At 73.4% G+C, this 25,673-nt stretch carries 23 protein-coding genes and 3 tRNA genes; 11 read left to right on the top strand and 15 right to left on the bottom strand.

Annotation, left to right across the window (positions count from 1 at the left end; genetic code table 11):
* Positions 1–110: 110 nt before the first annotated feature.
* Positions 111–1,424, top strand: coding sequence for an RNA polymerase sigma factor (locus tag ACZ7MX_RS21420; RefSeq protein ID WP_472134301.1), 1,314 nt, complete (start codon positions 111–113; stop codon positions 1,422–1,424).
* Between the two features lie 79 nt (positions 1,425–1,503).
* Here the strand turns inward: ACZ7MX_RS21420 and ACZ7MX_RS21415 are convergent, their stop codons facing one another.
* Both ACZ7MX_RS21415 and ACZ7MX_RS21410 read right to left on the bottom strand, forming a co-directional pair.
* On the bottom strand, positions 1,504–2,985 hold the full coding sequence (locus tag ACZ7MX_RS21415; RefSeq protein WP_472134299.1) for an FGGY family carbohydrate kinase: 1,482 nt from the start codon (positions 2,983–2,985) through the stop codon (positions 1,504–1,506).
* Between the two features lie 103 nt (positions 2,986–3,088).
* Positions 3,089–3,388, bottom strand: a complete 300-nt coding sequence (locus tag ACZ7MX_RS21410) for a hypothetical protein (RefSeq protein ID WP_030416956.1) — start codon at positions 3,386–3,388, stop codon at positions 3,089–3,091.
* A 220-nt stretch (positions 3,389–3,608) separates the two neighbouring features.
* Between ACZ7MX_RS21410 and ACZ7MX_RS21405 the strand changes: the two genes are divergently transcribed.
* From ACZ7MX_RS21405 to ACZ7MX_RS21395, 3 genes are all read left to right on the top strand, one after another.
* Positions 3,609–3,681 (top strand) — tRNA-Asn (locus ACZ7MX_RS21405).
* 5 nt (positions 3,682–3,686) lie between these two features.
* Positions 3,687–3,759: transfer RNA gene (locus tag ACZ7MX_RS21400), tRNA-Asn, on the top strand.
* A 180-nt stretch (positions 3,760–3,939) separates the two neighbouring features.
* Positions 3,940–4,016: transfer RNA gene (locus ACZ7MX_RS21395), tRNA-Ile, on the top strand.
* 565 nt (positions 4,017–4,581) lie between these two features.
* Here the strand turns inward: ACZ7MX_RS21395 and ACZ7MX_RS21390 are convergent.
* Entirely contained in the window at positions 4,582–5,349 is a 768-nt protein-coding gene (locus ACZ7MX_RS21390) for a hypothetical protein (protein WP_472134297.1), read from the bottom strand.
* A 610-nt stretch (positions 5,350–5,959) separates the two neighbouring features.
* Here ACZ7MX_RS21390 and ACZ7MX_RS21385 point away from each other — a divergent pair.
* A complete protein-coding gene (locus tag ACZ7MX_RS21385) occupies positions 5,960–6,190 on the top strand; it encodes a hypothetical protein (protein WP_472134296.1) in 231 nt (76 codons plus the stop codon).
* 210 nt (positions 6,191–6,400) lie between these two features.
* Here ACZ7MX_RS21385 and ACZ7MX_RS21380 read toward each other — a convergent pair whose 3' ends face one another.
* Positions 6,401–7,276, bottom strand: a complete 876-nt coding sequence (locus ACZ7MX_RS21380; protein ID WP_472134294.1) for a glycosyltransferase family 2 protein — start codon at positions 7,274–7,276, stop codon at positions 6,401–6,403.
* 297 nt (positions 7,277–7,573) lie between these two features.
* On the opposite strand from ACZ7MX_RS21380, the gene ACZ7MX_RS21375 reads away from it, so the two are divergent.
* The 4 genes from ACZ7MX_RS21375 to ACZ7MX_RS21360 all read left to right on the top strand — a co-directional run bounded on the left by ACZ7MX_RS21375 (position 7,574) and on the right by ACZ7MX_RS21360 (position 10,193).
* Positions 7,574–7,936 carry a cupin domain-containing protein gene (locus ACZ7MX_RS21375; protein WP_472134292.1) on the top strand — a complete coding sequence of 121 codons (363 nt, stop codon included), beginning with the start codon at positions 7,574–7,576 and terminating at the stop codon, positions 7,934–7,936.
* 282 nt (positions 7,937–8,218) lie between these two features.
* Positions 8,219–8,986, top strand: a complete 768-nt coding sequence (locus ACZ7MX_RS21370; RefSeq protein ID WP_472134290.1) for a maleylpyruvate isomerase family mycothiol-dependent enzyme — start codon at positions 8,219–8,221, stop codon at positions 8,984–8,986.
* A gap of 206 nt (positions 8,987–9,192) precedes the next feature.
* Complete coding sequence (trxA, locus tag ACZ7MX_RS21365) at positions 9,193–9,585, top strand: thioredoxin (protein ID WP_472134288.1); 393 nt, start codon at positions 9,193–9,195, stop codon at positions 9,583–9,585.
* An 11-nt stretch (positions 9,586–9,596) separates the two neighbouring features.
* Positions 9,597–10,193 (top strand): histidine phosphatase family protein, encoded by a 597-nt coding sequence (locus ACZ7MX_RS21360; protein ID WP_472134286.1) that lies wholly within the window; start codon positions 9,597–9,599, stop codon positions 10,191–10,193.
* 34 nt (positions 10,194–10,227) lie between these two features.
* Here ACZ7MX_RS21360 and ACZ7MX_RS21355 read toward each other — a convergent pair whose 3' ends face one another.
* The 11 genes from ACZ7MX_RS21355 to pgfA all read right to left on the bottom strand — a co-directional run bounded on the left by ACZ7MX_RS21355 (position 10,228) and on the right by pgfA (position 23,819).
* Entirely contained in the window at positions 10,228–11,259 is a 1,032-nt protein-coding gene (locus ACZ7MX_RS21355) for a rod shape-determining protein (RefSeq protein WP_472134284.1), read from the bottom strand.
* 206 nt (positions 11,260–11,465) lie between these two features.
* On the bottom strand, positions 11,466–12,074 hold the full coding sequence (locus ACZ7MX_RS21350) for a hypothetical protein (protein WP_472134283.1): 609 nt from the start codon (positions 12,072–12,074) through the stop codon (positions 11,466–11,468).
* The gene (locus ACZ7MX_RS21345) at positions 12,058–12,867 is read right to left on the bottom strand and encodes an FkbM family methyltransferase (protein WP_472134281.1); all 810 of its coding nucleotides are present in this window, start codon (positions 12,865–12,867) and stop codon (positions 12,058–12,060) included. The genes ACZ7MX_RS21350 and ACZ7MX_RS21345 overlap by 17 nt, the downstream gene beginning before the upstream one ends.
* Positions 12,864–13,088 carry a Trm112 family protein gene (locus ACZ7MX_RS21340; protein ID WP_472134279.1) on the bottom strand — a complete coding sequence of 75 codons (225 nt, stop codon included), beginning with the start codon at positions 13,086–13,088 and terminating at the stop codon, positions 12,864–12,866. Before ACZ7MX_RS21340 ends, ACZ7MX_RS21345 begins: the two co-directional genes overlap by 4 nt.
* The gene (locus ACZ7MX_RS21335; protein ID WP_472134552.1) at positions 13,075–14,094 is read right to left on the bottom strand and encodes a DMT family transporter; all 1,020 of its coding nucleotides are present in this window, start codon (positions 14,092–14,094) and stop codon (positions 13,075–13,077) included. Before ACZ7MX_RS21335 ends, ACZ7MX_RS21340 begins: the two co-directional genes overlap by 14 nt.
* Before the next feature lie 19 nt (positions 14,095–14,113).
* Positions 14,114–14,857: a class I SAM-dependent methyltransferase gene (locus ACZ7MX_RS21330; protein WP_472134277.1), complete on the bottom strand. Its 744-nt coding sequence runs from the start codon at positions 14,855–14,857 to the stop codon at positions 14,114–14,116.
* Positions 14,858–14,916: 59 nt separating this feature from the next.
* Positions 14,917–16,503: a condensation protein gene (locus tag ACZ7MX_RS21325; RefSeq protein WP_472134276.1), complete on the bottom strand. Its 1,587-nt coding sequence runs from the start codon at positions 16,501–16,503 to the stop codon at positions 14,917–14,919.
* On the bottom strand, positions 16,500–20,783 hold the full coding sequence (locus ACZ7MX_RS21320) for an alpha-(1->3)-arabinofuranosyltransferase domain-containing protein (RefSeq protein ID WP_472134275.1): 4,284 nt from the start codon (positions 20,781–20,783) through the stop codon (positions 16,500–16,502). Before ACZ7MX_RS21320 ends, ACZ7MX_RS21325 begins: the two co-directional genes overlap by 4 nt.
* Positions 20,780–21,505, bottom strand: coding sequence for a class I SAM-dependent methyltransferase (locus ACZ7MX_RS21315; protein ID WP_472134273.1), 726 nt, complete (start codon positions 21,503–21,505; stop codon positions 20,780–20,782). Before ACZ7MX_RS21315 ends, ACZ7MX_RS21320 begins: the two co-directional genes overlap by 4 nt.
* A gap of 8 nt (positions 21,506–21,513) precedes the next feature.
* Positions 21,514–22,674 (bottom strand): glycosyltransferase family 4 protein, encoded by a 1,161-nt coding sequence (locus tag ACZ7MX_RS21310; RefSeq protein ID WP_472134271.1) that lies wholly within the window; start codon positions 22,672–22,674, stop codon positions 21,514–21,516.
* Positions 22,675–22,883: 209 nt separating this feature from the next.
* Entirely contained in the window at positions 22,884–23,819 is a 936-nt protein-coding gene (pgfA, locus tag ACZ7MX_RS21305; RefSeq protein ID WP_472134550.1) for a cell envelope lipid trafficking protein PgfA, read from the bottom strand.
* A 379-nt stretch (positions 23,820–24,198) separates the two neighbouring features.
* Here pgfA and ACZ7MX_RS21300 point away from each other — a divergent pair, with 379 nt between their 5' ends.
* On the top strand, positions 24,199–24,345 hold the full coding sequence (locus ACZ7MX_RS21300; RefSeq protein ID WP_472134269.1) for a hypothetical protein: 147 nt from the start codon (positions 24,199–24,201) through the stop codon (positions 24,343–24,345).
* Positions 24,346–24,398: 53 nt separating this feature from the next.
* Positions 24,399–25,658, top strand: a complete 1,260-nt coding sequence (locus ACZ7MX_RS21295; protein ID WP_472134267.1) for a PucR-like N-terminal domain-containing protein — start codon at positions 24,399–24,401, stop codon at positions 25,656–25,658.
* Positions 25,659–25,673: the final 15 nt, after the last annotated feature.

Below are 25,673 nucleotides of genomic sequence, written 5' to 3'. Positions count from 1 at the left end.
GGCCGCCACCCCGTAACACCCCGTGGTAGCCGTCCGGTCACGGACCGGACTCAAAAAGTGGTCGCACGCCCCTCGTGGCGGGAGTGTGTCGTACTCCACACTGAGGAGCGGTGCCTGAGTCCTCGGAGCGCGGCGGGTCCGGTCGTACGCCCCCGGAAACCCCCGCGGAACCGCTCTTGACGTACGGGACGGACGGCGGCTCGGCCGCAACCGTCCCCGGCCTTTCTGCCGCCACCGCAGCGATCACCCTGGAGGTCGCCCCCGTGCAGACCCAGACCCTCGCCGACGCGCCGGCCGCCGCCCCCACGCTCCCGCCACCCGTCCCGCCACCGGCCGCGGAGCCGGTCGCCGGGCCGCTGCTGGAAGCGGAAGCGAAGGCGGAAGCGGAAGCCGACCCGGAGGCAGAGGCAGAGGCAGAGGCCGAAGCCGACCGGGAACCGGAGGCACAGCCCGAGCCCGAGTCCGAGCCCCCGCCCGAGCCCGGACCGGTGCCCCGTGCCGACACCAGCAGCAGCCCGTCCTCCGACCTCTTCCGCCAGTACCTCCGCGAGATCGGCCGGATCCCGCTGCTCACCGCCGCCGAGGAGGTCGAACTCGCCCGCCGCGTCGAGGCCGGCCTGTTCGCCGAGGAGAAGCTCACCAGCACCCCCGACCTGTCCTCCCAACTCGCCTACGACCTCGACCGGTTGGTGGTCCTCGGTCGGATGGCCAAACGCCGGCTCATCGAGGCCAACCTCCGCCTCGTGGTCTCCGTCGCCAAGCGCTACGTCGGCCGCGGCCTGACCATGCTCGACCTCGTCCAGGAGGGCAACCTCGGTCTGATCCGCGCCGTCGAGAAGTTCGACTACGCCCGCGGCTACAAGTTCTCCACCTACGCGACCTGGTGGATCCGCCAGGCCATGTCCCGCGCCCTCGCCGACCAGGCCAGAACCATCCGCGTCCCGGTCCACGTCGTCGAGCTGATCAACCGCGTGGTGCGGGTCCAGCGCCGGATGCTCCAGGAACGCGGCTACGAGCCGACCCCCGAGGAGGTCGCCACCCACCTCGACCTGACCCAGGAACGCGTCAGCGAGGTGCTCCGGCTGGCCCAGGAACCGGTCTCGCTGCACGCCCCGGTCGGCGAGGAGGAGGACGTGGCGCTCGGCGACCTCATCGAGGACGGCGACGCCGCCTCACCCGTCGAGTCCGCGGCGTTCCTGCTGCTCCGCGAGCACCTCGACGCGGTGCTGTCCACCCTCGGCGAACGCGAACGCAAGGTCGTCCAGCTCCGCTACGGCCTGGCCGACGGCCGCCCCCGCACGCTGGAGGAGATCGGCCGGATCTTCGGCGTCACCCGCGAACGGATACGGCAGATCGAGTCCAAGACCCTCAACAAACTCCGCGACCACGCCTTCGCCGACCAGCTCCGCGGCTACCTGGACTGAGCCGCCCCCTACCCGGCCGCCCGCCGGCCCGGGCCGTGGACGGAGCCATGGACGGACCGTGCACGGCCCCGCGCGCCCCTCACCCCTCCCGCTGGAACGCCCCCGGATGGACCTCGTCCCGCACCGCCGCGTACTGCTGTCGCACGGCCTGGCCGACCGGGAGTTCGTCGCCCGGTTCGAAGACCTGGCTCGCGGCGGCCGGCCACTGCGGCGGATCGACCCAGGCGGACCCGCTGCCCGGCGCGGCCGGTGCCCCGGCGGCCGGCGCGAGCGTGCCGTGCGCCACCCCCCACGCCCAGGCCGCCTGCCGCGCCGCGCCCAGCGCCGCGTACTCGGCCGGCTGCGGCACCACGACCTGCACCCCGAACAACGCCGGCGCGACCGTCTGCACCGCCGCCAGCTCCGCCGCCGCGCCCAGCAGGAACACCCGGCGCACCGCCACGCCCCGCCCGCGCAGGACGTCCAGCGCGTCGGCGAGCCCGCAGAGCATGCCCTCGACGGCGGCCCGCGCCAGATGCTCCGGCTTCATCGACTCGCGCCGCATCCCGTGCAACGACCCGGCGGTGTGCGGCAGATGAGGCGTCCGCTCGCCCTCCAGATAGGGCAGCAGCACCATGCCGTACGCACCGGGCGACGACTTCAGCGCCAGGTCGGACAGGCCCTGGAGGTCCGTCCCCAGCATCTCCGCGGCACCCCGCAGGACCCGCACCGCGTTGCTGGTGTGCACCACCGGCAGATGCCGCCCGGTGGCGTCGGCGAACGAGGTGATCGTGCCGCTCGGGTCGACCAGCGCCTCGTGATGGATCCCGAACACCGATCCCGAGGCGCCCAGCGACATCACGGCGTCCCCCTCGCCGACGCCCAGCCCAAAGGCGGCGGCCATGGTCTCGCCCGTACCGGCCGAGATCAGCAGCCCCTCCGGGGTGAATCCGGCAGTCCCGGACGGACCCAGCACCTCCGGCAGCCGCACCTGATGGCCCAGCGCCAGCTCGACCAGATCCGGCCGGTACGAGGCGGTCGCCGCCGACCAGTACCCCGTGCCCGAGGCCGCGCCCCGGTCCGTGGTCCGCCGCGCCGGCCGCCCCAGCAGCTGCCAGACCAGCCAGTCGTGCGGCTGCATGGCCTCCGCCACCCGGGCCGCGTGCTCCGGCTCGGTACGCGCCAGCCACCGCAGCTTGGTCACCGGGTGCGCGGCCTGCGGCACCGCCCCGACGGCCTGCGCCCAGGCGGTGCGGCCGCCCAGCGAGTCCAGCAGGTCCGCCGCGGCGCTCTGGGCCCGCTTGTCGTTGCCGACCAGCGCCGGCCGGACGAGGTTGCCCTCGGCGTCCAGCGGCAGCAGTCCGTGCTGCTGCGCCGTGACCCCGATGGCCTGTACGCCCTCCAGCAGCCCGTTTCCCGCGGCCTCCCCGAGTGACATCAGCCATGCCTGCGGGTCGGCTTCCGGTCCCTTCTCGACCGGGTGCGGGGCATACCCCTGCCTGATGACGGCGCCCGTGTCCGCGTCACAGACGACGATCCGTGTGCTCTCGGACGAACTGTCCAATCCGGCGACTATCCCCATGGACCCAGATGATGCCCCATGGGCCGCATAGGGAAAGAGTCAGGGTTTGCCCCCGGCGACCGCCGCCCGCCGGCCGCCCCGGATGCCCGTCGGGCCCGCCCCTTCAGGTGTTACTGGTTCCCCACTCGTCCTCGTCGGCGGAACGCTGCTCCCGCAGGGAACGGACCCGGTCGCTCACGGACGCCGGAAGCCGGTCCTCGACCTTGGCCGAGACCTTCCCGAACGCCTTGGCCGCCGCGTCCCGTCCGGTCAGCGCCACCGACTCGGCGCTGTTACGGACGGCCGGATTCTGCGTGACCCGCTGGGCGGCCTTGCGAAGCTGCTCGTACCGTTCCCGGCCGGCCCGTGCACCGAGCACGTAGCCCGTGGCCAGTCCCGCAATGAAAGTGAGCCGGTAGCGCATCGCTCCACCTTTCCCTGTGTTCGGTCCCGTCCGGTGTCGGTACGCACCGGGATGCCGGGCTGTGCCGCGCGCCTACCCTCCGGGGCCGGAGATCACCCGAGGTGACCTGAGGCGATACCGATTGGCGGAGCACCCCCCTGCTTGCGCTAATGTATGTGTCGCAGCGAGCGCCCGCCGTCCGGAGGCCCGGACAGCGACGCATTCGAGGCACACAGAGCAATCCCCTGTAGCTCAATTGGCAGAGCAGCCGGCTGTTAACCGGCAGGTTACTGGTTCGAGTCCAGTCGGGGGAGCTCAATCCCCTGTAGCTCAATTGGCAGAGCATTCGGCTGTTAACCGGAGGGTTACTGGTTCGAGTCCAGTCGGGGGAGCAGAGCGAGGAAGGGTCCCGGAAGGGGCCCTTTTTCGTGCGCCGTGGAACCGAACCCCCGGTGATCGAGGTCTTCTTGGGCGTGCATGGTCGCGGAACGGCAGCCCTCACGGGCAGCAGATCGTATGAGCGGCTATGCTGCGGCAGACGGCGCGCACAAATGTGCGCGACGCGCCGTGAGGGGGCGGTAGCTCAGCCGGTTAGAGCAGCGGACTCATAATCCGTCGGCCGTGGGTTCGAGTCCCACCCGCCCCACCACACGGCAAGGTCTGGAGAAGCGCACTGGCCAGCGTGTAGCTGGTCAGAGGCGTGGACGGTAGGACCGTGGTGACGCGCCTCGATCAAGATCTCACGATCGTCAGGACACATGCGGGACGCCGGCCACGTGGCTGGCCGCAGACCCTCGTCCGAGCCATCGCCGCGATCGCCCTCCTCGGCCGCGCCCCGCCCCTGGACAGCGTCACCTGGCCTCGTCCGGCCTCGTCGCGGAGACTGCCTCTGGGGCAGCGGCACGACCGCATGCGTCGATTCCGCCTCGGCGGACAGGGCGTCAGCTGCGGCAGGACGCTTGTGTACGTGTCGGAGGCGATCTGGCGGGAGCTGGGCCCCAACCGCTCTACGAGTCGGCTCAGGAACGACCTGAGGGTGGCCGTTGACGCGGCGCATCGTGGTGGCGCTGGTGATCTTCGACAGCGACGTCGATGCCGCGCCTGCATCCGCTCCGCAGTCGGCCACCGCGGAGGACACCTGCACGTGACCACCGGTTGTGGTCCTGCTCTTGTCGCGAGGCAGGGTCATGGGGGCTCAGCGTTGAATTCCAGCGTCACTTCCACATCACCACCTTAATCCTGACGTACAGGGGATTAGCCGGATGCGGACCCACGGAATCAACGGAAAATACGCCGATCGCCCCTTCGGTTGAAGCGAAGCAAAATGTGCCGATGGGTTGATTTCCTCGCCATACGTCGACCCATTCTTCCTCCCGAGCCGACGTCGGCAGCTGCGCAACGCAGGTGTCCCTGTGCACGGTATCCGCAGTCCCTGCGACTTCGACCACCCGACCGCTGTTGACAACGATCGCCTCGGAGACGGACCAGCCCGTATTGAGATCGGCCCCGACGCTTACCAGTGAGGGATCAGGCTTATCCACGTCCAACCCAAGATCCGACACGCCGTCTCGCTCCAGTGGCAGATCAGCCTTACCCTCCCACCGTTTCGCAGCGGGCGGATCGGGCTTGGGGGATTTCGTCGGGGCGCCTGACGCCGACGGCGAAGTGGTCGGCGTGGTCTGGCCTGACGTGGCGGGCGATGGGGGCGATGCAGGAGGAACCAGACGTGAGGGGTCGGATGTCACTGGTCCGGGGGGCGGCGAAGGCTCCTTTTTGTCATCGCTCGTTGCCAGCCCGAAAATACCAGCGACAATCGCCGCGATAACGGCCGCGCCGGCAGGAATGCTGGCAAGTACGAGCGCACGCCGATGTTTTTCGCGCTCATTCGATGGTGGTGAGTCGGGAGAAGCCCCTGCCCCGTTATGAGAAGAGTTTTGGTCGCTTTGCGCCATCAAAGCCCCCTGTTGCGCGACGCTGCTCACCGCACAGAGTAGAGGGCCAGCGGTCCGGGGTTATGACACTTGTCAGTGCTACCAGCTAGTAGTCGCGAACCCTTCAACTCGCGCTGGAATAAGGGGTACAGCCGGACAGGCTGATGCGGCAGGGTTCGAGCCCCTCCCCCTCACGAACGAGCGTGGACAGACAAGGGCTGCCAAGATCCTCAAAGGACTCATAATCCGTCGGCCGTGGGTTCGAGTCCCACCCGAATCGAAGTGATCTGCCGCGAGCTGTGCCCCAGCCGCCTCCTGGACAACCTCGAGGTCGTTCCCCTGGAGCAGAGAACGGCTTGCGGAGCTGCGCCGGAGGGCGACCCATCGGACACCGCCCGGATGTCTCGCGTCCGGCCCCGCACCGTGGCCGGAGCTGTGGGGAGGGCATGTTTGACCTCCCTGAGAGTCGTGCTTACGCTCGAAAGTGACATCTGCTTGAGGTTGCAATGATGTCCGCGCAGCAGGTTTCCGAGTCCTGCTATGTCGCCTCCCTACGCTGCGTCAGGGTCTCGCGCGTTCCCGGCGCACAGCGGTGAGGTCAGGGGAACTCACATCGACATGCCGATGCATCGGCAACGCACCAACCCCGAGAGGGACGATCATGCGCGCGAAGATCAGGTCCCACCGCATAGTCGCGGCACTGTGCGCAGTGCCCTTCCTCGTGCTCGCCGGAGCCGGCGCCGCCAGCGCGGCTCCCGCCGCCGCACCGGCGGCCGCACCCACCCACGCCTCCGCCCACGGATGGAGCTGTGACGACAACTGGCGCTGGGGTGGGGACTGCTACGACCACTTCGGCTACGACCACGGAATCAGCGTCATCATCATCGGCTGACCATCCGAGCCGCTGGACGCCCGAAGACCTCCTACCGCAGGGGGCCGGCCCGCACGCCGGCCCCCTGTCGTCGTGCCGGGCCGCCGGACGTTGGGCGACGCGTGCGGGCAGCGCCGATCGCGTTCCGCTCGGCGGTGGCGGACGGGCCTGACGTCAGGTGGCCTGTTGCAGTCGGTACAGGGAGGCCACCAGCTCATCCACGTCGGGGCGTCAGATGATCGGGGGGCGGCCGAGGCGGGTCATGCGCCAGACCGTGCGCCAGCGCATCGGGCGGCGCGGGCCGCAGGGGGTGCGGACGCCCTCGGTGAAGCCGGCGGCCCAGGCCCGTAGACCGGCCACCGAGCGGCTGCGGGCGGCCGTCAGTGCGGCCCATACGCCGAGGTAGACCGGCACCAGGAGGGCCGGGAGGTGGCGTTTGGCGAGCCAGACGCGGTTGCGGGCGACCATGCGGTGGAAGACCGCGTGCCGGGTGGGGGAGGTGTACGGGTGCTGGAGCACGAGCTCCGGTGCGTAGCGGATGTGCCAGCCGTCGTCCAGGGCGCGCCAGGCGAGGTCGGTCTCTTCGTGCGCGTAGAAGAAGTCGTCCGGCCAGCCGCCGATGCGGTCCAGCATGCGCAGGGAGAGGGAGTGCCCGCCGCCGAGGAAGGTGGTGACCAGGCCGCCGCGTGCGGGGTCGCCGACCCGTAGGCGGGGGACGTGCCGGCGCTGCGTACGGCCCCGCTCGTCGGCGATGCGGAAGCTGACGATGCCCAACCGCGGGTCGGCGGCGTGCAGTTCCGCGAGTCGGCGGAAGACGTCGGGGCTGATCAGCAGGCCGTCGTCGTCGAGGTCGACCACCAGGTCGATGTCCCCGAGCTTGCGCAGTTCGTCCAGGGCCACGTTTCTGCCGCCGGCGATGCCGAGGTTCTCGCTCAGCTCGATCCCCACGGCGCCGTGCGGAAGGGGCGGCAGCGGCGTTCCGCTCCCGACCACCACGATGTGGGCCGGTGCGAGGTCCTGCTTGGCGACCGAATCCAGCAGTGCCTGGAGTTCGGCGGGGCGGTTTCCCATGGTGAGGATGGCGACGCCTACGCGCAGATGGGGCACGGGGCGAGACTCCGTTCTCGGCGGCCCCCGGAGGGTCCGGAATGTGGGCTTCCGTTCCGGTGGTCCCGGGATGGTCCCGGGGTGGTCCCGACGGGTCGGTCCGGGGTTTCCGGTGGGGCGGTCCGGGGCGGTTCTGGTGGGGCGTTCCGGGCGAATCGCTCCGGATGCTAGCCGTCGGGCGGGGCGGCTGCGGGCCACGGCACCGGTGTGGCGACATTTCGTCCGGGGGAGCGCGGGCGCACGATGGAAGGGGTGGGGCAATCCGGGAACGACAGGGGGCGGAGGGAGGCAGTCCTCATGATGGAGGTCAAGCCGATCGACAAGCCCGATGAGCGGCGGGACTTTCCCCGGGGCCACCTGGAGGCCCTGCACCTGACCGGCCTGGACTTCGCCGTGGCCACGTTCGAGCCGGGCTGGCGCTGGTCGGAGTCGGTGGCGCCGATCGCCGGGACGGACAGTTGCGAGGTCCACCACAACGGCTTCGTGGTCAAGGGGCGGATGCGCGTCCGGATGAACGACGGCGCGGAGACCGAGGTGGGGCCCGGCGACGTTTTCGTCTGCCCGGCCGGTCACGACGCCTGGGTGGTCGGAGACGAGCAGGTCGTGGTGTACGACTTCGCGGGCAGCATGGCGAAGAGCTATGCGAAGGAGGGTGGGTGAAGCGTCGGCTGCTGAACCGCTGGGCTGCTGAACCGCCGGACTGCTCGACCGCCGGACCGCTGAACTGGCGGGCTGCTGAGCTGCTTAAGGGCTGGCCGTCGGTGGTTCGCTGGGCGTGATCGTGATCGTTTGGCGCCTGGCTTGGTTTCTCTTCCTCTCGGGATGCGGCATTCTGTTTCCACTTAACGGAATGTCGTGTGGGGAGGCTGGGGCAGGCGTATGGCCATGAGTGGGAGTGGGACCGGGAGCGGCGACGGCGGGCGTGCGGCGGGGGACTCCGGGATGACGCGGGAGGAATTGCGGGGGGCGCTCGATGCGTCCGTGGCGCGGCTGGCCGGCACCGTCGCGGCGCTGACCGACGAACAGGTCGGTGGGGCGACGCTGATCCCGCCGTGGACCCGGGGGCATGTGCTCACCCATCTCGCGCGGGCCACCGACAGTCTTTGCCGGCTGCTGGAGGGCGCGCGTACGGGAGCGGCGGTTCCGCAGTACCCGAGCATGGCGGCCCGCGCGGCGGAGATCGAGGCCGGGGCGGACCGCACGGTTGCCGCGCTGGCGGAAGACCTGGCCGCGAGCACGGAACGGTTCGCGGCGGCCCTCCGGGCGCTGCCCGAAGCGGCCTGGGAGGCGCGGGTGCGGATGCGTACGGGGGAGACGCGGACGCCGGCCGGCCTGATGGAGACCCGGCTGCGCGAACTGGAGATACACCACGCGGATCTGGACGCCGGCTACACCTTCGCGGACATCCCGGCGGCCACGGCGCGCTGGATCCTGGACGACGTCGTCGCGGCCCTCGCCCGCCGGGCGGCGGATGCGGACCCGGGCCCGGGCGGGGACGGGGGCGGGGACGGTGCGGGGCGGCCGTCGGCGGTGCGGATCGAGGCGACGGATGCGGAGTTCGCCCGCACCATCGGAAGCGGTCGCGGTGGTCCGGTCGTGCTGGGCCGATCGGCTGATCTGCTGGCCTGGCTGACGGGGCGCAGTCCGGCCGGGGCGGGGCTGGCCACCTCCGGGGGAGAGGGCGTGCCGACGCCGCCGTATTGGATATGAGGCCATCGCTACCGGGGAGGCGGGCGCCGGCGTGTGTCTTCCCACGGGGATCGGGATGTCTAGGAATGCTGTCGGTGGGCAGGGGAGCGGGGCGGTCCGGCGTACGGATGCGTCGCGGTGTACGGAATACGTGGCGGGGCGAATCCGTTTCCGCAGCCGGAGACCGTGCGAACAGCAGCACATCCTCGACAGAAGCAGGGACATACATGAGCACCGTTGAGCTCACCAAGGAAAACTTCGACGAGATCGTCTCCGGGAACGATTTCGTGCTGATCGACTTCTGGGCCGAGTGGTGCGGCCCCTGCAAGCAGTTCGGCCCGGTCTTCGAGCGCTCCTCGGAGAAGCACGACGACCTGATCTTCGCCAAGGTCGACACGGAGGCGCAGCCCGAGCTCGCGCAGGCCCTCCAGATCCAGTCCATCCCGACGGTGATGATCGTCCGGGACAACATCGCGGTGTTCGCCCAGCCGGGTGCGCTGCCCGAGGCGGCCCTGGAGGACGTGATCGGCCAGGCCCGTGCGCTGGACATGGACGAGGTCCGGGCGTCGGTCGCGGAGGCCCAGAAGGGCGAGCAGGCGCAGGGCGGGGCGGGCCAGTAGGCTCAGGGCTCGTGAGCGAGCTACTTCTGGTCCGGCACGGCGAAACCGAGTGGAGCCGGGACGGTCGGCACACCAGTTGGACCGATCTGCCGCTGACCGCCGTCGGCGAGGAGCAGGCCCGCGCACTGCGGCCGCTGCTGTCGGGCCGGAAGATCGCGCAGGTCCACGCCAGCCCGATGGTGCGGGCACTGCGCACCGCCGAGCTGGCGGGCCTCCCGCAGCCGCAGATCGACCCCGACCTGCGGGAATGGGACTACGGCGGCTACGAGGGCGTGGCCACCGCCGACATCCACCGCAGCCGGCCCGGCTGGTACCTCTTCTCCGACGGTGTCGTGCCCGGCCCCGACGGGCACCCCGGTGAGTCGCCCGAGCAGGTCGGGGCGCGCGCCGACCGGGTGCTGGCCCGGATCGCCCCGGAGCTGCGGGCCGGCCGGGGCGATGTGCTGCTGGTGGCACACGCGCACTTCCTGCGGGTGCTGGCCGCCCGCCGGCTCGGCCTGCCGGCCGCCGCGGGTGGGCTGTTCACGTTCGAGACGGGCGCGGTCGGCGTCCTGGGGGCGGAGCACGACCGCCCGGCCGTGGTGGCCTGGAACACCCGCAATCCGTAGCACCGCGCGCTCACCGCTGTTCCGGACGACGCCCCTACGGCGCCATCGGGTCCAGGTGCAGCGGCTGCACCTTGCCCTCGATCATCGCGCCCAGCCCCATCACCGCGCAGGTGTCGGGACGGTCCGCGGTGTGCACCGGCATCGAGGTGGCCTGATGGATCATCGGCTCCAGGCCGGGGATCAGCGCGCTGCCGCCGGCGAGCATGATGCCGCGCTCGCCGAGGTCGGCGACCAGGTCGGGCGGGCAGCGGCGCAGTACGGCACCGATCCCGTCGAGGATCGCGGTCAGCGGGGCGGTGATGGCGTCCCGTACCCGCTCGGTGTCGACGTGCACCGAGCGTGCCATGCCGCTGACCACATCCCGGCCGTGCACCTCGGTGGAGCCCGGGGTGAGCCCGTCGCCACCGGTGAGGATCAGATGCAGCGGGCGTACGGACTGGCCCGCCAGCATCAGTTCGTGGTGCCGCCGCAGGTGCTGGACCACCGCGTGGTCGATGGCGTTGCCGCCCACCGGTACGGTCTCCGCGGCCACGATCGAACCGAGCGAGAGCACCGCGACCTGCGTCGTTCCCGCACCGCACACCACGATCATGGTCGCCTCCGGCTGCTCCACCGGCAGCCCGCAACCGACGGCGGCGGCCACCAGGGTGTCGACCAGTTCCACCCGGCGCGCGCCCAGCCCGGTGAGCGTCTCGACCGCGGCCCGCTGCGCCAGCGGCTCACTCCCGTACGGCAGGCAGACCGCGGCCCGCATCGTGGGCCGGCGGCGCCAGGACTTGCGCAACTTGTCGCCCACCAGGGTGCGCAGCAGCCGCTGGGCCATGTCGATGTCCACGACGGTGCCGCCGGAGACCGGGCGCACCACGCGGATGTAGTCCGGGGTGCGGCCGTCCATCACCTCCGCCTGGGCGCCGACGGCCAGCAGCGCACCGGTGCGGGTGTTGATGGCGGCGACGGTCGGTTCATCGACCACCAGCCCCTGGTTCTTCACGTACACCCTGGTCCGGGCGGCACCGAGGTCGACGGCGGCCGAGCAGCGCCGCAGTTGGGCGAGGCTGATGGTCATGGGTGATTCCTCCCCGGTGGGCCGGTATGAACGAAAGGGCTCGGACGGCCCGTTCACCGGACCGCTGATACGGCCCGATCACACGGACCGCTCGTGCGCCATCCTCCGAGCGCCCGCACAACTCCGCCCGCCGAGAGCGTCCGGTCGGGGGACGGGCCGGGGTGGAACGGGGCGAACGGGTGACCGCGGAGCGGTGCGCGGACCGCTCAGTCGACCCGCCGCTGATACAGCCCCCAGGTGAATTCCGCGACGAGATCCTGGGCCGCGCCGTCGGGCCCGGGGGCCTTGCAGGCCAGGCGCCAGCGGGTCGGGGCGCTGCCCTCCATCGGGCGGGCCGGAGGGAACGCGCGGGCGACCTCGTCGACCGTGCACGACCACGGAGCCAGGTCCGCGGTGGTGCGCAACTCGGGGGCGGCGGCTCCGGGTGCGCGGACCAGCCAGGCGTTCCAGACGGTGCCCCGGGCGGCGGTGAGCACCTCGAACCGCAGATCGGGCCAGAGCGGGACCGGCCAGAGCAGCGCCTCACAGGTCAGATCGCCGATGCGGCGAGGGGTGACGGACTCGGGCGCGCCCAGCAGCGCCCGGTACGGCTGGACGCCGCCCGCCCGCGGGGCGTGCATCCGCGCCTGCCAGCGACGGTTGGCCTCCCGCATCTGCGCCCGCGAGGCCCCCAGCTCCCGCAGCGCGTCCTCGACCAGGCCGGGGTGGTGGTCGGCCATCCGGCGCAGCAGCACGAGCTGGAACGCGAGCGGTCCGGGCAGGTCAGAGGGGGTGCCGGAGCCGGCGGGCGGGTCGTTGTCAGTGGTGGGGTTCATGATGGACATGGTCGTGGACGACGGGGGCCGCGGGAGGTCCGGGGCGCTCGCCGTCCGGAAGGAACAACACCGAATTGACGTAGCGGCGGTGCGGGGCGAGGGAGCGCCTCAGCAGGCCGTGTTCGGCGACGTGGGAGGTGCGGGACTGATGGGCGGACAGATCGAAGTCGGCCAGCGGGAGCCAGCGGTCGTGCGGCAGGACCCAGCCGCGATAGCCGCGCGCCGCCGTCCAGTCCAGCACGGGCCGGAGCGGCTGGATGCGGGCCTCCAACTCCACGAAGAGCGCCGGGAGTTCGCGCTCGACGGTCCGCGCGGCGCCGCGCAGCACCGCCAGCTCGGCCCCGTCCACGTCGATCTTGATGAGCGTGACGGACGTCAGATCGAGCGCGTCCAGCGGCAGGCAGGGCACGTCGAGGGCGGCCGTGTGCAGGTCGCGGCGGACGAGCGAGGAGACCCCGCGGTCGCCGCGGCCGTCCGGGGGCAGCCAGAGGGTGGCGCAGCCGGCGTGGTCGGTGGCCGCGGCGGAGAGCACCTCGACGTGAGGGGGCGTCACGGCCGCGAGGACACGGGCAAGGTGGGGTACGGGCTCGAAGGTGACGACCCGGTTCGCGCGCCGGGCCAGCCGCCGGGTCCAGGGGCCGTACCACCCGCCGACGTCGACGGCCGTGCCGCCCGGCGGGCAGAAGTCGCCGAGGCGCCGCAGCTCCGGCTCGAAGCGCGGATAGAGCCGGGCGGCCAGCGCCGACACCAGCCGGGCGGGCAGCCGGGGTCCCAGCCGGGCGGCCAGCGTCACGGCCGCGGCTCCTGGTCCGTGAGGCGGCGCAGCAGACGGGCGTGTTCGGCGTCGGTGACCTGTTCGCCGGAGGAGGGCAGGAGCTGGGGGATGCCGTCGAGGATCGGATAGCGGCGGCGCAGCCGGGGGTTGTAGAGGGCGCCCTCGGGGGTCAGGAGGGAGAGCGGCCCCTTGTCGAGCGGGCAGACGAGGATCTTGAGCAGCGGGTCATCGGGCTTCATGGCTCAACTCCTGGAAGTTCGGGGGAGGTTGCTGCCGAGCTGGGGGCTGAGGGCTGGGGGCTCGGGGCTCGGAGTTCGGGACGGGGGGTTGGTGCGGCGGCTCGGCGTGCTCGGCGGCTCGGGGGATCGGGGGGCCGGGAGGCGTGTCATGGCGGGGGAGGGCGAGCAGGACGGTCACCGCGACGGCGGTGCCGCCCAGCCGGAGCGCCAGCCGTAGCGGATCGGCGGGCAGTGGCTCGCCGAAGGCGACGGTGCCGCAGACGACGGTGAAGACGCAGGTGACGGTGGTGCAGACGGGGACGATCACCGAGGCGCGGCAGCGTTGCAGCGCGGTCTGGGACAGCACCAGGCCGGCGGCGCCGGTGAAGAGCAGGAGGTAGGGGTACGGCGACCGGAACAGCTGCCCGGCGGCGGCCGGGACGTCATGCGTGGTGAGCAGGCCGGAGACGCCCTTGATGGCCAGTGAGCTGACGCCGTAGAGCAGGCCGACGGCCACCCCGTAGGGGACGCCGGTGGTCGGCAGGCGGTGGCGGCGCCGGGCCCGCCGTTCCGCCGAGCGGTAGAGCAGCAGCCCGGCGGCCAGCGAGGGTACGGCGATGACCAGCAGCGTCGCCGGCGGGGCGGTGCGGGCGACGGCCCGTGCGTCCTCGCCGCGGAGGGAGGCGACGACCAGGACGAGCGCGACGAGGATCGCCACGATGCTCTGCCGCTCCCGGCCACTGGTCCGCTCGCCGAGCACGACCGAGGAGAGGAGCAGCAACAGCACCAGGCCCGAGACGAAGATGCCCTGCGCGGCGGCGAGCGGCAGGGTGCGGTAGACGGCCAGCTGGGCGGCGAACCCGGCGGCCAGCGCGAGCGAACCGCCCAGCCACAGCGGACTGGACAGGAGGTGACCGACGACCCGGACGGGCTGCCGGGTGCTCAGCGCGGGCAGCGCCGCCAGTGCCCGTTTCTCCAGCACGAAACCGGTGCTGTACAGGACGTTGGCGAGCAGCGCGGACGCCACGCCCCACCACGGCATCGCCCTACTCCCTTCTCCGGCGGGCATGGGCGAGCAGGATGGAGGCCAGCGACGGGAGGTGGCACGCGGCCCGGTCGAGGGGGCGCAGCGGGCGCGGTACGTCGTGGTACGGCGCACCGGCGATCCGTACGACCTCGAAGCCGGACGCGGCCAGGAAGCCGCGGAGAGCGCGGGCGGTGTAGAGGCGCAGATGGCCGACGACCTCGGTGCCGGGCCGGCCGTGGATCCGGCGCATGCTCACCTCGGAGAAGACGGGCTGGACCCCGGCGAGCAGGAGCCCGCGGTTGTACCAGGCGGCGAGATTGGGGGTGGAGAGCATCAGATGGCCGCCCGGGCGCAGTACCCGGTGCAGCTCGTCCAGCGCGGCATCGGGGTCGACGAGGTGCTCGACGACCTCGCTGAAGAGGACGGCGTCGGCACAGCCGGTCGCGAACGGCAGCCCGCCGTCGGTGAGTTCCCCGCGTACGACATGCGGAATACGGGCCTGGGCGCGGCGCAGCGCGTCCTGTGACCAGTCGACGCCGATGAGGCGATGGCCGGCCAGGACCTCCGCCGCGGTGGCGGCCGCGGTGCCGTCGCCGCAGCCGATGTCCAGCACGGTGGCGCCCGGCGCCCCGGCCCGAACGGGGCCCAGGGCGTGCGCCAGCAGCCGCGCCTGCCGCCGGCTGCGCCCGGCCCCGGACGCCACCGGCACGGCGGGATCTTCGTAGAAGTCCCGCAGGCCACCTACCGGGCTCACCGAGCTCATCGAGCTCACCTGCTTCATGGAGCGCACCGGCTTTGTGGGGCTCACCCGCCTCAGGGGGCTCACCGGGCGCCGCCCTCGGCCGGGGGCGTGAGCGGCGGTGGGTCGGGCGGCGGTGGTGGCGGGGTGGGTGGGCTTGGGGGAGGGGGCCCAAGGACCGCCGTGGCTCCCGGCCAGGCGGTGGCGGCGAGGGCGGTGCGGAAGAGGCTGGCGAGGCGGGCGCCGGCGGCCTCGTCGAGCAGGGCGTGGGACCAGCGGAGCGCGAGTTGGATGCGGCCGCCGACCGAGACGGTGGTGACGGTGAGTCCGCGCGGCATCCGGGCCGGTGCGGAGAACCACACCGCGGTCGGCCGGCCGGCGTCGCCGAAGTCCAACGGGTAGGGGAGCCGCCCGATGTTGGAGAGCAGGGTGGTGGTGGTCCAGGGAGCGGCGGTGCGGCGCAGGGCACGGGTGACCGCACCGCGTACGCCCACCGGCAGCACCGGGGCGGTCAGTACGGTCCCGGCGAGGCCGAGCGGTGGGCCGGGCGGCGCCGCCTTGAGGGCGCGGGTGCGTTCGGCCGTCCGCCGCAGCAGCCGGGCCACCGCGTCCGGGTCGGGTGACCCGGAGGTGAGCAGTGCCGCCTCCCGGCGTTCCTCGGGGCCGAAGCGGACCGGGACCAGCCGGGTGCCATTGCCGATGGGCATCTCGGCGCCGCGCGGCCGGTCGTCCATGGGCATGGTGATGACGACGGGTGCCGGGCGGGCGCCGTGCAGCCGGTTCCAGCGCGCCACCATCAGGCAGGTGGCGACGAGGAGTTGATCGTTGACGGTGTACGGCGCCCGGCCGCCGGTCCGTGGCGGACGGGCCGGTACCGGCAGTTCGGTCAGCAGCATGCCGTTGCCCTTGCCGGGACCGGAGCCCTTGGCCCCGCCGCGGCCCTGGTGATCGGCGGCGACCCGGGCGGGACGGGCGGGCCGGGCGAGGCGGGCCCGGGTGCCGCGCGGCCGGCCGCCGTCCTGGCCGCCGTCCGGGTCGCTGTCCTGGCCGCCCGTCGGGACCGTGCCCTCCCCGCCTGCCGGGCCACCCACGGCACCCGTCCCCGCCCCCGCGCCCCCGTAGAGCTCCGCCGTGGTGGCCAGTACGCGGAGGCAGGCCGGGCCGTCCAGCGCGGTGTGGTTGAGGGTGAGCAGCAGTACGGTGCCGCCGCCCGGCACCGCGGGGCCGAGGATCTCCAGGCGTACGGGCGGTGAGCAGTCCAGCGGCGGGCAGTCGGTGAGGGCCCGTTCCCTGGCCCGCAGGAGGGCATCGGGACCGGGCGGCGGGACGACCACCGGATCCCGGTCCGGGCCGGCGGTGAGGTGCCAGGTGTACGAGCGGTGCCACCAGCGCGTCGGCGCCTGCCGCATGAGGATGCGCGGATGCCGGGTGAGCGCCTGGTGGAACGCGGTGCGCAACCGGGCGGCGTCCACCCGTCCGGGCAGCTGCACCTCGATGTGCACGGTCTCCGGTTCGTCGTCGTCCAGGCAGTGCCGGGCGATCTCGTCGACGGCGGGGAACGGTACCCGGCCGAGGGCGCGTTGACGGCCGACGGCGGCATCGGTCCCACCGGGGCCGCCGGGGCCCCCGTGCGGTGCCGGGGCCCCGGCCGTCGGATGCAGTGCGGTCATCGGGCAGTACCCTCCCCCTCGTCCGACGCCTTGCTGTACGTGTTGCGGTACGTGTCGCTGTACGTGCGGGACGGCAACGCCCGGGACCCCACCGGCCGGGCCGGCGGCGCCGTCACCACCGCCGCGGTCAGTGCCAGCAGCGCCAGCGCCTGTGCGGCGCCGCTGAACGCGCCCCGGCCGGCGGCGACCGGGTCGCCCGCGCCCACCGCCGCGATGACTCCGGCGCCCGCCATCGCCACCAGCGCGAGCGGCCCGAGCAGGGCGGGCCGGAAGCGGGCCGCCAGCGCGAGCAGCGGCACGAGCACGGCGTACGGCCCGGCCGCCAGCACCATCACCCCGGTCAGTGCCACCACCCCGAGCACCCACGACGGTGCGGGCGGCGCGGGTTCGGCAGGCGGCCCGGCCTGCGAGGTACGGCGCACCAGCGCGCAGACGGCCAGCAGCGCGACGGCCGCCGCGCCGCCGATCAGCCCCGCGTCGTACAGGCCGGCGGGTGCGTAGGAGAGCTCGACCGTGCCGCCCGCGCCCGCCGGTACGAGGAAGCCCTGTTGCCAGCCGTCCACCCGTAGCGGGGTGAGCCGGTGGCCGTTGAGGGTGGCCTGCCAGCCGTCGTTGGCGTTCTCGTACATCTGCAGGTAGACGGCCCGACCGGGGCCGATGTGGACGGTGCGCCGGTCCCCCGACCAGTCCTGCGCGGTGGCCGTGCGGTCCGCTGCGGCCGCCCGGGTACCGACCGTTCCACTCCTCTCCGCCGTCGCACCCGGCGGTTCCCTCTCCGCCGTCGCACCCGTCGGCCCCCTCCCCAGCGTCACGTCCGTCAGCGCCAGCGGTCCCTGGTCCCCCGACTCGACCCGGTGGCGGCCCGCGGCCAGCTCCAGTCGTCCGTCGCGCGCCTCACCGGCGCACAACTGCACCGGGACGGGGCGCCGTTCGGTCAGGTCGCGGACGTGTCCCGAGGCTTTCGTCGCGTGCAGAACGCCGTCGACGGCGAGCATCGGGCCCTGGCCGCAGCCGAGCGTGAAGCGGGCGCCGGCCGGTGGCCGCGGGGTGCGGTACGTGTCCAGGGCCGGGAGGTAGACCTCGCTGAGGCCGACCGGGAGTTGCAGGGCCTGCCCGGCGACCGGGTTGTGGAGCGTGAGTTCCTTCACCTTGCTGAGGGTGATGTCGAGGCGGTCGGTGGTGATCGGGTCGAAGCGGGCCTGGCCGTTCTCGTCGACGCCCGCGGTGGCCGCCCCGTCGGGGGAGTTGATCAGGATCTGTTCCGGCCGGGTGGAGATTCCGCCGGCCGCGGCCAGCACGATCTGGTCGATCTTCTTCTTGCCCGGCCAGCGCAGGTGCAGGACCGGTGTGTCGCCGGCGATCCATGCGGTGGTCAGATCGCCGTCGACGAGGTTGCGGGGGCTGAGCGACCGGCCGAAGCCGAAGCTGGTGGAGTCGGCGGTGGCGGTGATCCGGTCCTTCTGTTCCGGGGCGATGCGGTCCAGCAGCCGGTCGAGTTCCGGGCCGGGCACGGGCAGCGCGGTGCCGGAGACCGCGTAGGGCGCGGGTGAGCCGGTGCGGAACTGGCGGTGCAGTCCCACCTCGGCGGAGACCGGCGACAGTCCGCCCGGGTCGCTGCCGCGGTGCAGCGAGATCGTCTCGGCGGGGGCGCCGGATCCCTGGGCGTCGGTGGGGAGTTGCAGCAGCCGGGTCACCTGTACGCCCGGTACGCCGATCTCGGCGAAGCCGGCACCGGACAGCCCGGCGCGCGGTGTCTGTGAGCCGAGGATCGTCACCTTCAGCCATTTCGTCGGCCCCGCGGGGGCCTTGACCTGCTGTTTCGTCCCGTCGGGGCGGAGCGGGGCGTCCGTGCTGCCGCGGTCGGTCCCGATCCGTACGGAGGTGGGGGCGGCGCGCAGGCCGTCCCCGGGGAGCGGGGTGAGGGACAGCGTGGCCGGGAGGGTGGTGCGCCGGGTGAAGGTGATCTTGATCCATTGGCCGACCGGGTCGCCGGCGCTGCCCTCCGCCCAGGCGGTGCCGGGGTCGCCGTCGAAGGCGTTGACCGGGTCGTACTGCGGCAGGTGGAACAGCCAGTTGCCGCTGGTGGAGGCGGTGACCGAGGCGGCGCCGCGGAGCACGGCGGTGGTCTGGTGGCCGATGCCCGGGGTCGGCAGGATCTGCCGGGGTGGCCGGCCGGGGTCCTGCACGCTGTCGGGGTGGTTGGTCTCCGAGGCCGTGTACGTGTAGGAGGTGTTGCTGTTGACCAGCCCGAAGCGGGTGTCGGCGCGGCGCAGTCCGTCGGCGGTCAGCTGGAGCGGTGGGGTGCCGAGCCCGGGGTGGTTGTCGCCGGTGAGCACGGTGGGCCGGCGGCGCAGCGCGGGGTCGGCGGACAGCTGGAGGAGGGCCTCCGGGCCGCCGCTGAGCTGGGCGGTGTCCGCGACGGCCCGGGCGGTGACCGGCCCGGGGGCGGGGGTGTCGGTGGGCCGGTAGATCTCGACGGCGCGTCGGCGCGGATAGAGGCCCTGGACCTGGAGCGGGGTCTCGGCGGGGATCCGGCCGCCGGTGGTGAGCGGGCCGAAGGCGGCCGCCTTGCGGTAGCCGGACGCCTCCAGGGTGCGGGTGACGGTCTGCGGCGGGACGTAGCCGATCTGGTCCGGGTCGAGGTCGTTGCGGACGACGACGTCGTGCAGTCCGGCCCGGTGCAGGTAGTCGCGCAGGCCGGGGACCTCGGCGCCGGTCAGCAGGGCCTGTTCGACGGCGTCCAGGGCGCGCCGGGCGCCGGGGGTGCCGAAGGGGACGAAGTCCCGTTGCGTCCATGGCGAGTTGGCCAGGACGTCGAGGGGTTCGTCGATGGGGGAGCCCCAGGTGTAGATGCCGTGCGCGGTGGCGGGAACCACCAGGGCGCGGCTCTGCGGGGAGTGCGCTTTCAGCCACCGGGCGGTCTGCGTCCAGTAGGCGGGCAGCTTGGTGAAGGCGCCTGGCTGGAGGACGGTGCCGGTGAGGAACGGCAGGGCGAGCGCGGGCAGGACGAGGAGCGCGGTCAGCAGGGGCAGCCGGTGGCGGGCGGGGGTCCGGCGGGTGGCGTGCCGTCCGCCGGCGGCCGCGAGCAGATGCGCCAGGCCCAGGGTGAGCGCGAGCGCCAGGCCGGGGGTGAACTTGTAGATGTTGCGGAACGGGCGCAGCCAGCCGTTCAGCCAGTCCTGCCACAGCCCGTGCAGCGGCCCGCCGAGCGCGCCGCCGTATCCGGCCAGCGTGATCAGCGCGACGGACAGCACGGTCAGCAGCAGCCAGCGCCGCTCGGGCAGATCGCGGCGGGCCAGGCCGGCCAGGCCGAGCGCCGCGGCCAGTGCCGAGCCGAGGACCGCGTACGGCCGGGCGGTCAGCGTCCAGCCGGCCGGCAACCACGGTTCCCCGAAGTTCAGATAGCCGACCCAGTTGCCGGCGCCCCGCAGCATTTCGGTGGCGGACATGGTGCCGGTGGTGGTGTCGGCCTGCTCGATGAACGGCATGAAGTTCTCGCCGTGGAGGCCCAGCAGGAGCAGCGGCACCACCCACCAGGCGGTGGCCAGCACGACGCCGGGCAGCCACCAGGCGAGCAGCCGGGTCCGGCGCGGCCCGGTGCGGGAGAGCAGGTACAGCCCGGCGGGCAGCAGACAGGCCAGCGTCGAGGCCGCGTTGACGCCGCCCATGAACGGGATCAGCAGCGCCGAACGGGCCGCCGCGATCCGCGGGTTGACCTGCGTGTTCGTCAGCGGCAGCAGCACCCACGGCAGCATCGCCCCGGGCAGCGCGGCGGCGGAGGTGGAGCCGATGACGAGGGTGAAGGTGGGCCACAGCGCGTAGCAGGCGGCGGACAGCAGGCGGGAGGCCGGGGAGCCGCACCGCAGCCGTTCGGCGAGCCGGAGGGCGCCCCAGAACGCGGCGGTGACGATCAGGGACATCCACAGGCGTTCGGCCAGCCACACCGGTAGGTGGGCGAGGTGGGTCAGCCCGTAATACGGGAGGGCCGGGAAGGCGTAGCCGATGTACTGGTCGGCGAGGCCGCCGAGGCCGGCCCGGTCGTGCCACAACTGCCCGAGGTCACCGAGGAACCGCCAGGGGTCGGTGGTGACCCCGAGCTTCGTCTCGAACGTCATCCTGCCCGGCGCGGGCGCGAGGAAGCCGATCAGGGTGAGTGCCCAGAAGGCGAGCAGCCAGCGCCGGGACCGCGGCCGCCCGGGCGACGGGGCCGGGACGGGCGCGGTCCGGCCGCCGGCGTCGGGCGACCCCGGGGACGGGGAGGGCCTGAGGGTCTGGGTCATGGCAACCGCCGCAGGATGAGGAGGAGGTTCCAGGTGGCGACCTCCCGGATGCCCGGGAGGCGGGGGACGGCCTCGGCGAGGAACGGTGCGTAGCGGGAGCGTGCGCTGATGAGCGCGACGTCGTCCCGGGCCCGCACCTGGCGCAGGGTGCGGCCGACGTGCACCGCGAACAGGTTGACGCCCAGGGTGTGTTTGGCCGGTCTGCCGGTGCGCCGCCGGTAGCGGCGGCGGGCCCGCTCGGCGCCCAGGTAGTGCCAGGGTGCGGTCTCGTGGCCGCCCCAGGGGGAGAACCAGTTGGTGAAGGCGACGTAGACGAGCCCACCGGGGCGGGTGACCCGGATCAGTTCGCTGAGGAAGGTCTGCGGGTCGGCGACGTGCTCCAGGACGTTGGACGAGAAGCAGACGTCGGCGGCGCCGTCGGCGAGCGGCAGCAGATAGCCGTCGGCGATCACCGCGCCCTCGGGCCGCCGCCCGCGGGCGGTCAGTTCGGCCGGATCGGGCTCGAAGAGATAGCCGTGGGCGCCGCGCCGCCGGAACTCCTCGGTGAAGTGGCCGCAGCCGCCGCCGACGTCGGCGACCACCGCGCCGTTCAGCGGAAGATGGCGTTCGACCTGGTCGGCGGCGTCCCGCGCGAGCAGCCGGTAGCAGTGCTCGGGATCGTCCTGCTCCCGCAGGAAGGCCCGGAACAGGGCCCAGGACCGGCGCAGTGAGGGATCGCGCACGTCGGGCCTCACCGCCCGGGGGACGCGGTGCGGAAAGCCTCCGCGGCGACCGCGCGGAAGCTGCGGACGGTGTGGCTCCACCGGAAGCGGGCGGCGCGCTCCTGTGCGGCGAGCCCCAGGGCGGTACGCCGCCGCGCGCCCAGCCCGAGGGCGCACCAGTGCGCGGCGAAGGCGCTCTCCCCGCGGGCGAGCAGACCGGTGACGCCGTCCTCGACGGAATCCCGCAGTCCGGGGATGTCGAAGCCGAGCGCCGGGGTGCGCCGGGCGGCCGCCTCCATCACCACCAGGCCCCACCCCTCGACCAGCGACGGATGCAGCAACAGCCAGGCGGAGCAGAGCAGTTCGTGTTTGCGCCGTTCGGAGATCCGGCCGGTGAAGGTGACGCCCGGGCCGGCCAGCGCGGTCAGCCGGGCGCGTTCCGGCCCGTCGCCGACGATCACCAGCCGGCCGCCGGTCACCGGCCGGACCCGCTCCCACAGCCGCAGCAGCAGATCGATCCGCTTGTACTCGACGAGCCGGCCCATGGCCAGGAACAGCGGCTCGGGCGCCTTCGGGACCAGCGGCGCCGGTTCCTCCACGCCGTTGTGCACCAGCCGGATGCGCCCCGGGTCCACGCCCAGCTCGTGCAGCGCGGCCGCGGTCGAGCCGGAGACCGCGACCATCAGGTTGCGGCGGTGCGCGCCGGCCAGTGCCCAGTGCTCCAGTTGCCGGCCCAGCCGGGCGGCCGGTCCCGGGTAGCGCAGCCGCCACAGATCCGTGTGGACGTGGTTGACCAGGCACAGCGTCGGTCCGCGGTGCCACAGCGGGGCGAGGTACGGCATGCCGTTGCAGACCTCGACCAGCAGGTCGCAGCCGCCGACCCGGCGGTCCAGGTGGCGCGGCGCGCGCAGGAAGTGGCCGGCGTCGCCGCCCGCGGACACCACCCGGTAGTCCCGGTCGAAGGCGGGCCCCCCGCACACCAGGGTGACCTGGTGACCGTGCGCGGTCAGGCCCTCGGCGATCCGGTCCACCAGCAGCTCGGAGCCGCCGGCAGCCGGATTGCCCAGGTCGCGGCGGGCGAGGAAGACGATCCGGCGGGGGAGCGGGGGCGGGCCGCCGGCGGGGGGACCGGCGTCCGCGGCCGGGGCGAGCGAGCGGGCGGGGGAAGCGGGCCGTACGTGTGGGGGCATGGGCGGATCCAACTCGTCTCAGGGTGCGGTACCGGGGGTGGGGGACGTACTGCGTGCTGAGTCGTGCGGGCCGTGCTGCGCCATGGGGTGGACAGTTTTGGGCCGGGCGCCGGGGCGCGGCTACTCACCGGGGTGACAAAATCCGCGCGTTGTTGAACTGACGGTTCATCACTTCACTCAAGGGGCGTCGCTCCGGCGGGCGCCGCCCGTCATGCGGTGCTGTCCGTGCGCCGCCGTCCCCGCGCCACCCGGAGCGCCCCGCCGGCCGTCAGCAGCCCGCCCGCCACCGCGGCGCCCACCGGCAGCGTCCCGCCCACCAGCGCCAGCTTGCCGCTGTCCGCCGCCGCCAGCCGCAGCTGCGCCCGCCGCGTCGCCGGCGTGAACCGCAGCCGCTCGCCGCGCAGCAGGGTCACCGCGTCGTGCCGGCCGCCGGGCGCCCGCAGCGTCTTGACCGGCGAGATCACCGCATCCACGATCCGGCCGGTGCGCTGCTCGGCGACCAGCTCGATACCGGAGTTGGCGTACCACTCCTCGGCCTGGATCTGGCCCTGCCGCGGCCGGCCGACCAGCCGCCCGGGGACCTGCCGGCCACCGGTCCTGGTGGCCGGCACGGTCCCGGTGAAGCGGTAGAGCACGAGCCCCCCGGCCCGCCGTTCACCGGCGAAGCGGAGCGGTACGGCGGCGCCCAGCGTGTTGTCCCACCAGCGGTATCCGGTCCGCCGCAGATCGAAGGGGAACTTCAGGTAGGCATCGCCGTCGAAGCGGGTCGGGGCCTCGCCGCAGCAGTGCACCGGGGCGTTGCTGCGCCGGTCGGTGACCCAGCGCTCGGTGGTCCACTGGAACGCCCGGCGTGGATCCTTCAGAGCCAGCGTCTTCGGGGTGTCGACCGTGGTGGAGACGTCCCACACGGCCCGCCCGCTCTTCCCGCTCGCCGCGACGTCGCCCAGTACGTGCCGGGTGAGGGTGATCCGCTGCCGATCCCTGGTGCGCAGGGCGTCGGTGTCGAAGTAGCTGCCGGTGCCGGTGAAGACGGTGGTGACGTCGACGTCGACCGGGGTGACCTTCGCCCGCGGCGTGACGTACCAGGTCAGCAGGGGGGCGAGGACGAGCAGGAAGACGCCGAGGCCGAGCAGCGCCAGGGACATCGGGGCGGCGGTGCGGGCGCCGGTGACCGTGGTGGCGGGGGCCGGGGGCGGGGCGGAAACGGAGGTGGGGGAAGGCATACGGGCACTCCTGGAAGCGGTGGGGGATCACGCTCTGGTGCACGTGCGGAAGGGGCGGGCGGCCGTCCCGGGAACGGCGTCGGACGGGCCGGGCGCCCATGGGCCGGGAACGTAAGGGAACTCTTGACAGACCGTCAATGCCCTTCCACACTCGGCAGTCACCACGACCGAGTGGTGCCGCGCTGTGGGACGCGGTACGAGCCGGACCCCGCATCGCACCCCTGGGGACCGCGCCGTGTGCCGTACCGACCCGACGGAGACCGCTTGAGGTCTCCGGCCCCGACGAAGGGCTCGCCGCGCCATGCACCGGATGCTCGCCGCCGCACTGACCGCGCTGACCGCCGCCGCCCTGGCCGTCGGCGCCGCGCTCGGTATCGCCGCGGCGCTCGACGCCACCCCCGAACAGCCCAATGTGCCGCTGGTGACCTTCGACCGGGCCGGCGAGTAGGCGGGCGGTATGCGCAGCGCGGCCGGCCGCCGCGTACGAAGGAGGTCCTCGGCATGGTGACCGCCGTCCGCTCGGCCTGGCGGGACGTCCCGTCCTACCAGGTACGGCAGTTCGCCACCCTGGCGCTGGCGGAGGTGCCCACGCTGGCTCAGGACATCCTGCGCGAGATCCGCCATGAGTACCCCCAACTACCGCTGGTTCCGGACGAGTTCGGGGAGCCACGGGCGCTGGTCGGCATCCGCCAGTCGCTGGAGCACTTCGTCACGCACCTGACCACGGGACCGGACCGGCCGCACGTCCACCCGCGGGTCTTCCAGGAGTTCGGCCGCGGCGAGGGCGTCCAGGGCCGCAGCCTGGACGCGCTGCAGGCCATCTACCGGCTGGGCGTACGGCTGGCCTGGCGGCGGCTCGCCGAGATCGGCCAGCAGGTCGCCATCCCCGCCCCGGCGATGTACGAGCTCGCCGAGTCCGGTTTCGAGTACCTCGACGGGCTGGTGGCCGAATCCGTCCGCGGCTATGCCGAGGCCGCCGCCCGCCAGGCCGGGGAGCGGCTGCGGCAGCAACGCCGCCTGATGGAGCAGCTGTTCGGCCTCGCGGCCACCCGTACGCGACGCAACGGAAGCGGAACGGCCGGTCCCGGGCCGGCCGGAACCGGCGGGGTGCCGGCGGCGCTCGCCGAACGCGCCGCCCGGCTCGGCTGGCCGCTGCCCGAACGCGTCGCGGTCGCCGTCCTGCTGCGCCCGGACCGCGCGGCGGTGGCCCCCGCCGTCGCCCCGGACGTCCTGCTGGACATGGAGTGCGAACGGCCGCGGATGGTGGTGCCGGAACCGGACGCCCCGGGCCGGCGCGAGCTGCTGGGCCGGGCCGCGGCCGGCTGGTCGGGCGCGCTCGGCCCGGTCGTCCCGCTGCCGGCCGCCGCAAAATCGCTGCGCTGGGCCGGGGCCGCGGCCGACCTGATCGAGGGCGGACTGCTGCCGGCCGGGGAACTGCTGCAGTGCACCGAACACACCGAGGCGCTGGTCCTGCTGCCGCCCGAGGAGCTGATCGACGACCTCACCCGCCGCCGCCTCGCCCCCCTCGACGGCTGCGGGCCGACCCACGGGCGGCGGCTCGCCGAGACCCTGCTCGCCTGGCTGGAGACCCGTGGCGGCGCCCCGGAGATCGCCGCCCGGCTCGGCGTCCACCCCCAGACCGTGCGCTACCGGCTGCGCCAGATTCGGGAGTTATGGGGACCGGAGGTGGACGATCCGGACCGCCGCTTCGAACTGGAACTGGTGTTACGGGCCAGACGGCTCCGTGGGGAACTCAACTGAGCCCAGGGCCTTGCC

It is taken from the genome of Streptomyces sp. NPDC107765 (genome assembly GCF_055657085.1).
Note: the sequence above shows the minus strand (reverse complement) of the source record. Positions and strands in the feature narration are given on the sequence as shown.

Excerpts from the sequence above, each read along its gene's own strand:
- ACZ7MX_RS21415 (WP_472134299.1), bottom strand. The coding sequence starts at position 2,985 with ATGGGGATAGTCGCCGGATTGGACAGTTCGTCCGAGAGCACACGGATC.
- ACZ7MX_RS21410 (WP_030416956.1), bottom strand. The coding sequence starts at position 3,388 with ATGCGCTACCGGCTCACTTTCATTGCGGGACTGGCCACGGGCTACGTG.
- ACZ7MX_RS21385 (WP_472134296.1), top strand. The coding sequence starts at position 5,960 with ATGCGCGCGAAGATCAGGTCCCACCGCATAGTCGCGGCACTGTGCGCA.
- ACZ7MX_RS21375 (WP_472134292.1), top strand. The coding sequence starts at position 7,574 with ATGATGGAGGTCAAGCCGATCGACAAGCCCGATGAGCGGCGGGACTTT.
- ACZ7MX_RS21370 (WP_472134290.1), top strand. The coding sequence starts at position 8,219 with ATGACGCGGGAGGAATTGCGGGGGGCGCTCGATGCGTCCGTGGCGCGG.
- trxA (WP_472134288.1), top strand. The coding sequence starts at position 9,193 with ATGAGCACCGTTGAGCTCACCAAGGAAAACTTCGACGAGATCGTCTCC.
- ACZ7MX_RS21355 (WP_472134284.1), bottom strand. The coding sequence starts at position 11,259 with ATGACCATCAGCCTCGCCCAACTGCGGCGCTGCTCGGCCGCCGTCGAC.
- ACZ7MX_RS21350 (WP_472134283.1), bottom strand. The coding sequence starts at position 12,074 with ATGAACCCCACCACTGACAACGACCCGCCCGCCGGCTCCGGCACCCCC.
- ACZ7MX_RS21340 (WP_472134279.1), bottom strand. The coding sequence starts at position 13,088 with ATGAAGCCCGATGACCCGCTGCTCAAGATCCTCGTCTGCCCGCTCGAC.
- ACZ7MX_RS21330 (WP_472134277.1), bottom strand. The coding sequence starts at position 14,857 with ATGAGCTCGGTGAGCCCGGTAGGTGGCCTGCGGGACTTCTACGAAGAT.
- ACZ7MX_RS21325 (WP_472134276.1), bottom strand. The coding sequence starts at position 16,503 with ATGACCGCACTGCATCCGACGGCCGGGGCCCCGGCACCGCACGGGGGC.
- ACZ7MX_RS21320 (WP_472134275.1), bottom strand. The coding sequence starts at position 20,783 with ATGACCCAGACCCTCAGGCCCTCCCCGTCCCCGGGGTCGCCCGACGCC.
- ACZ7MX_RS21310 (WP_472134271.1), bottom strand. The coding sequence starts at position 22,674 with ATGCCCCCACACGTACGGCCCGCTTCCCCCGCCCGCTCGCTCGCCCCG.
- pgfA (WP_472134550.1), bottom strand. The coding sequence starts at position 23,819 with ATGTCCCTGGCGCTGCTCGGCCTCGGCGTCTTCCTGCTCGTCCTCGCC.
- ACZ7MX_RS21300 (WP_472134269.1), top strand. The coding sequence starts at position 24,199 with ATGCACCGGATGCTCGCCGCCGCACTGACCGCGCTGACCGCCGCCGCC.
- ACZ7MX_RS21295 (WP_472134267.1), top strand. The coding sequence starts at position 24,399 with ATGGTGACCGCCGTCCGCTCGGCCTGGCGGGACGTCCCGTCCTACCAG.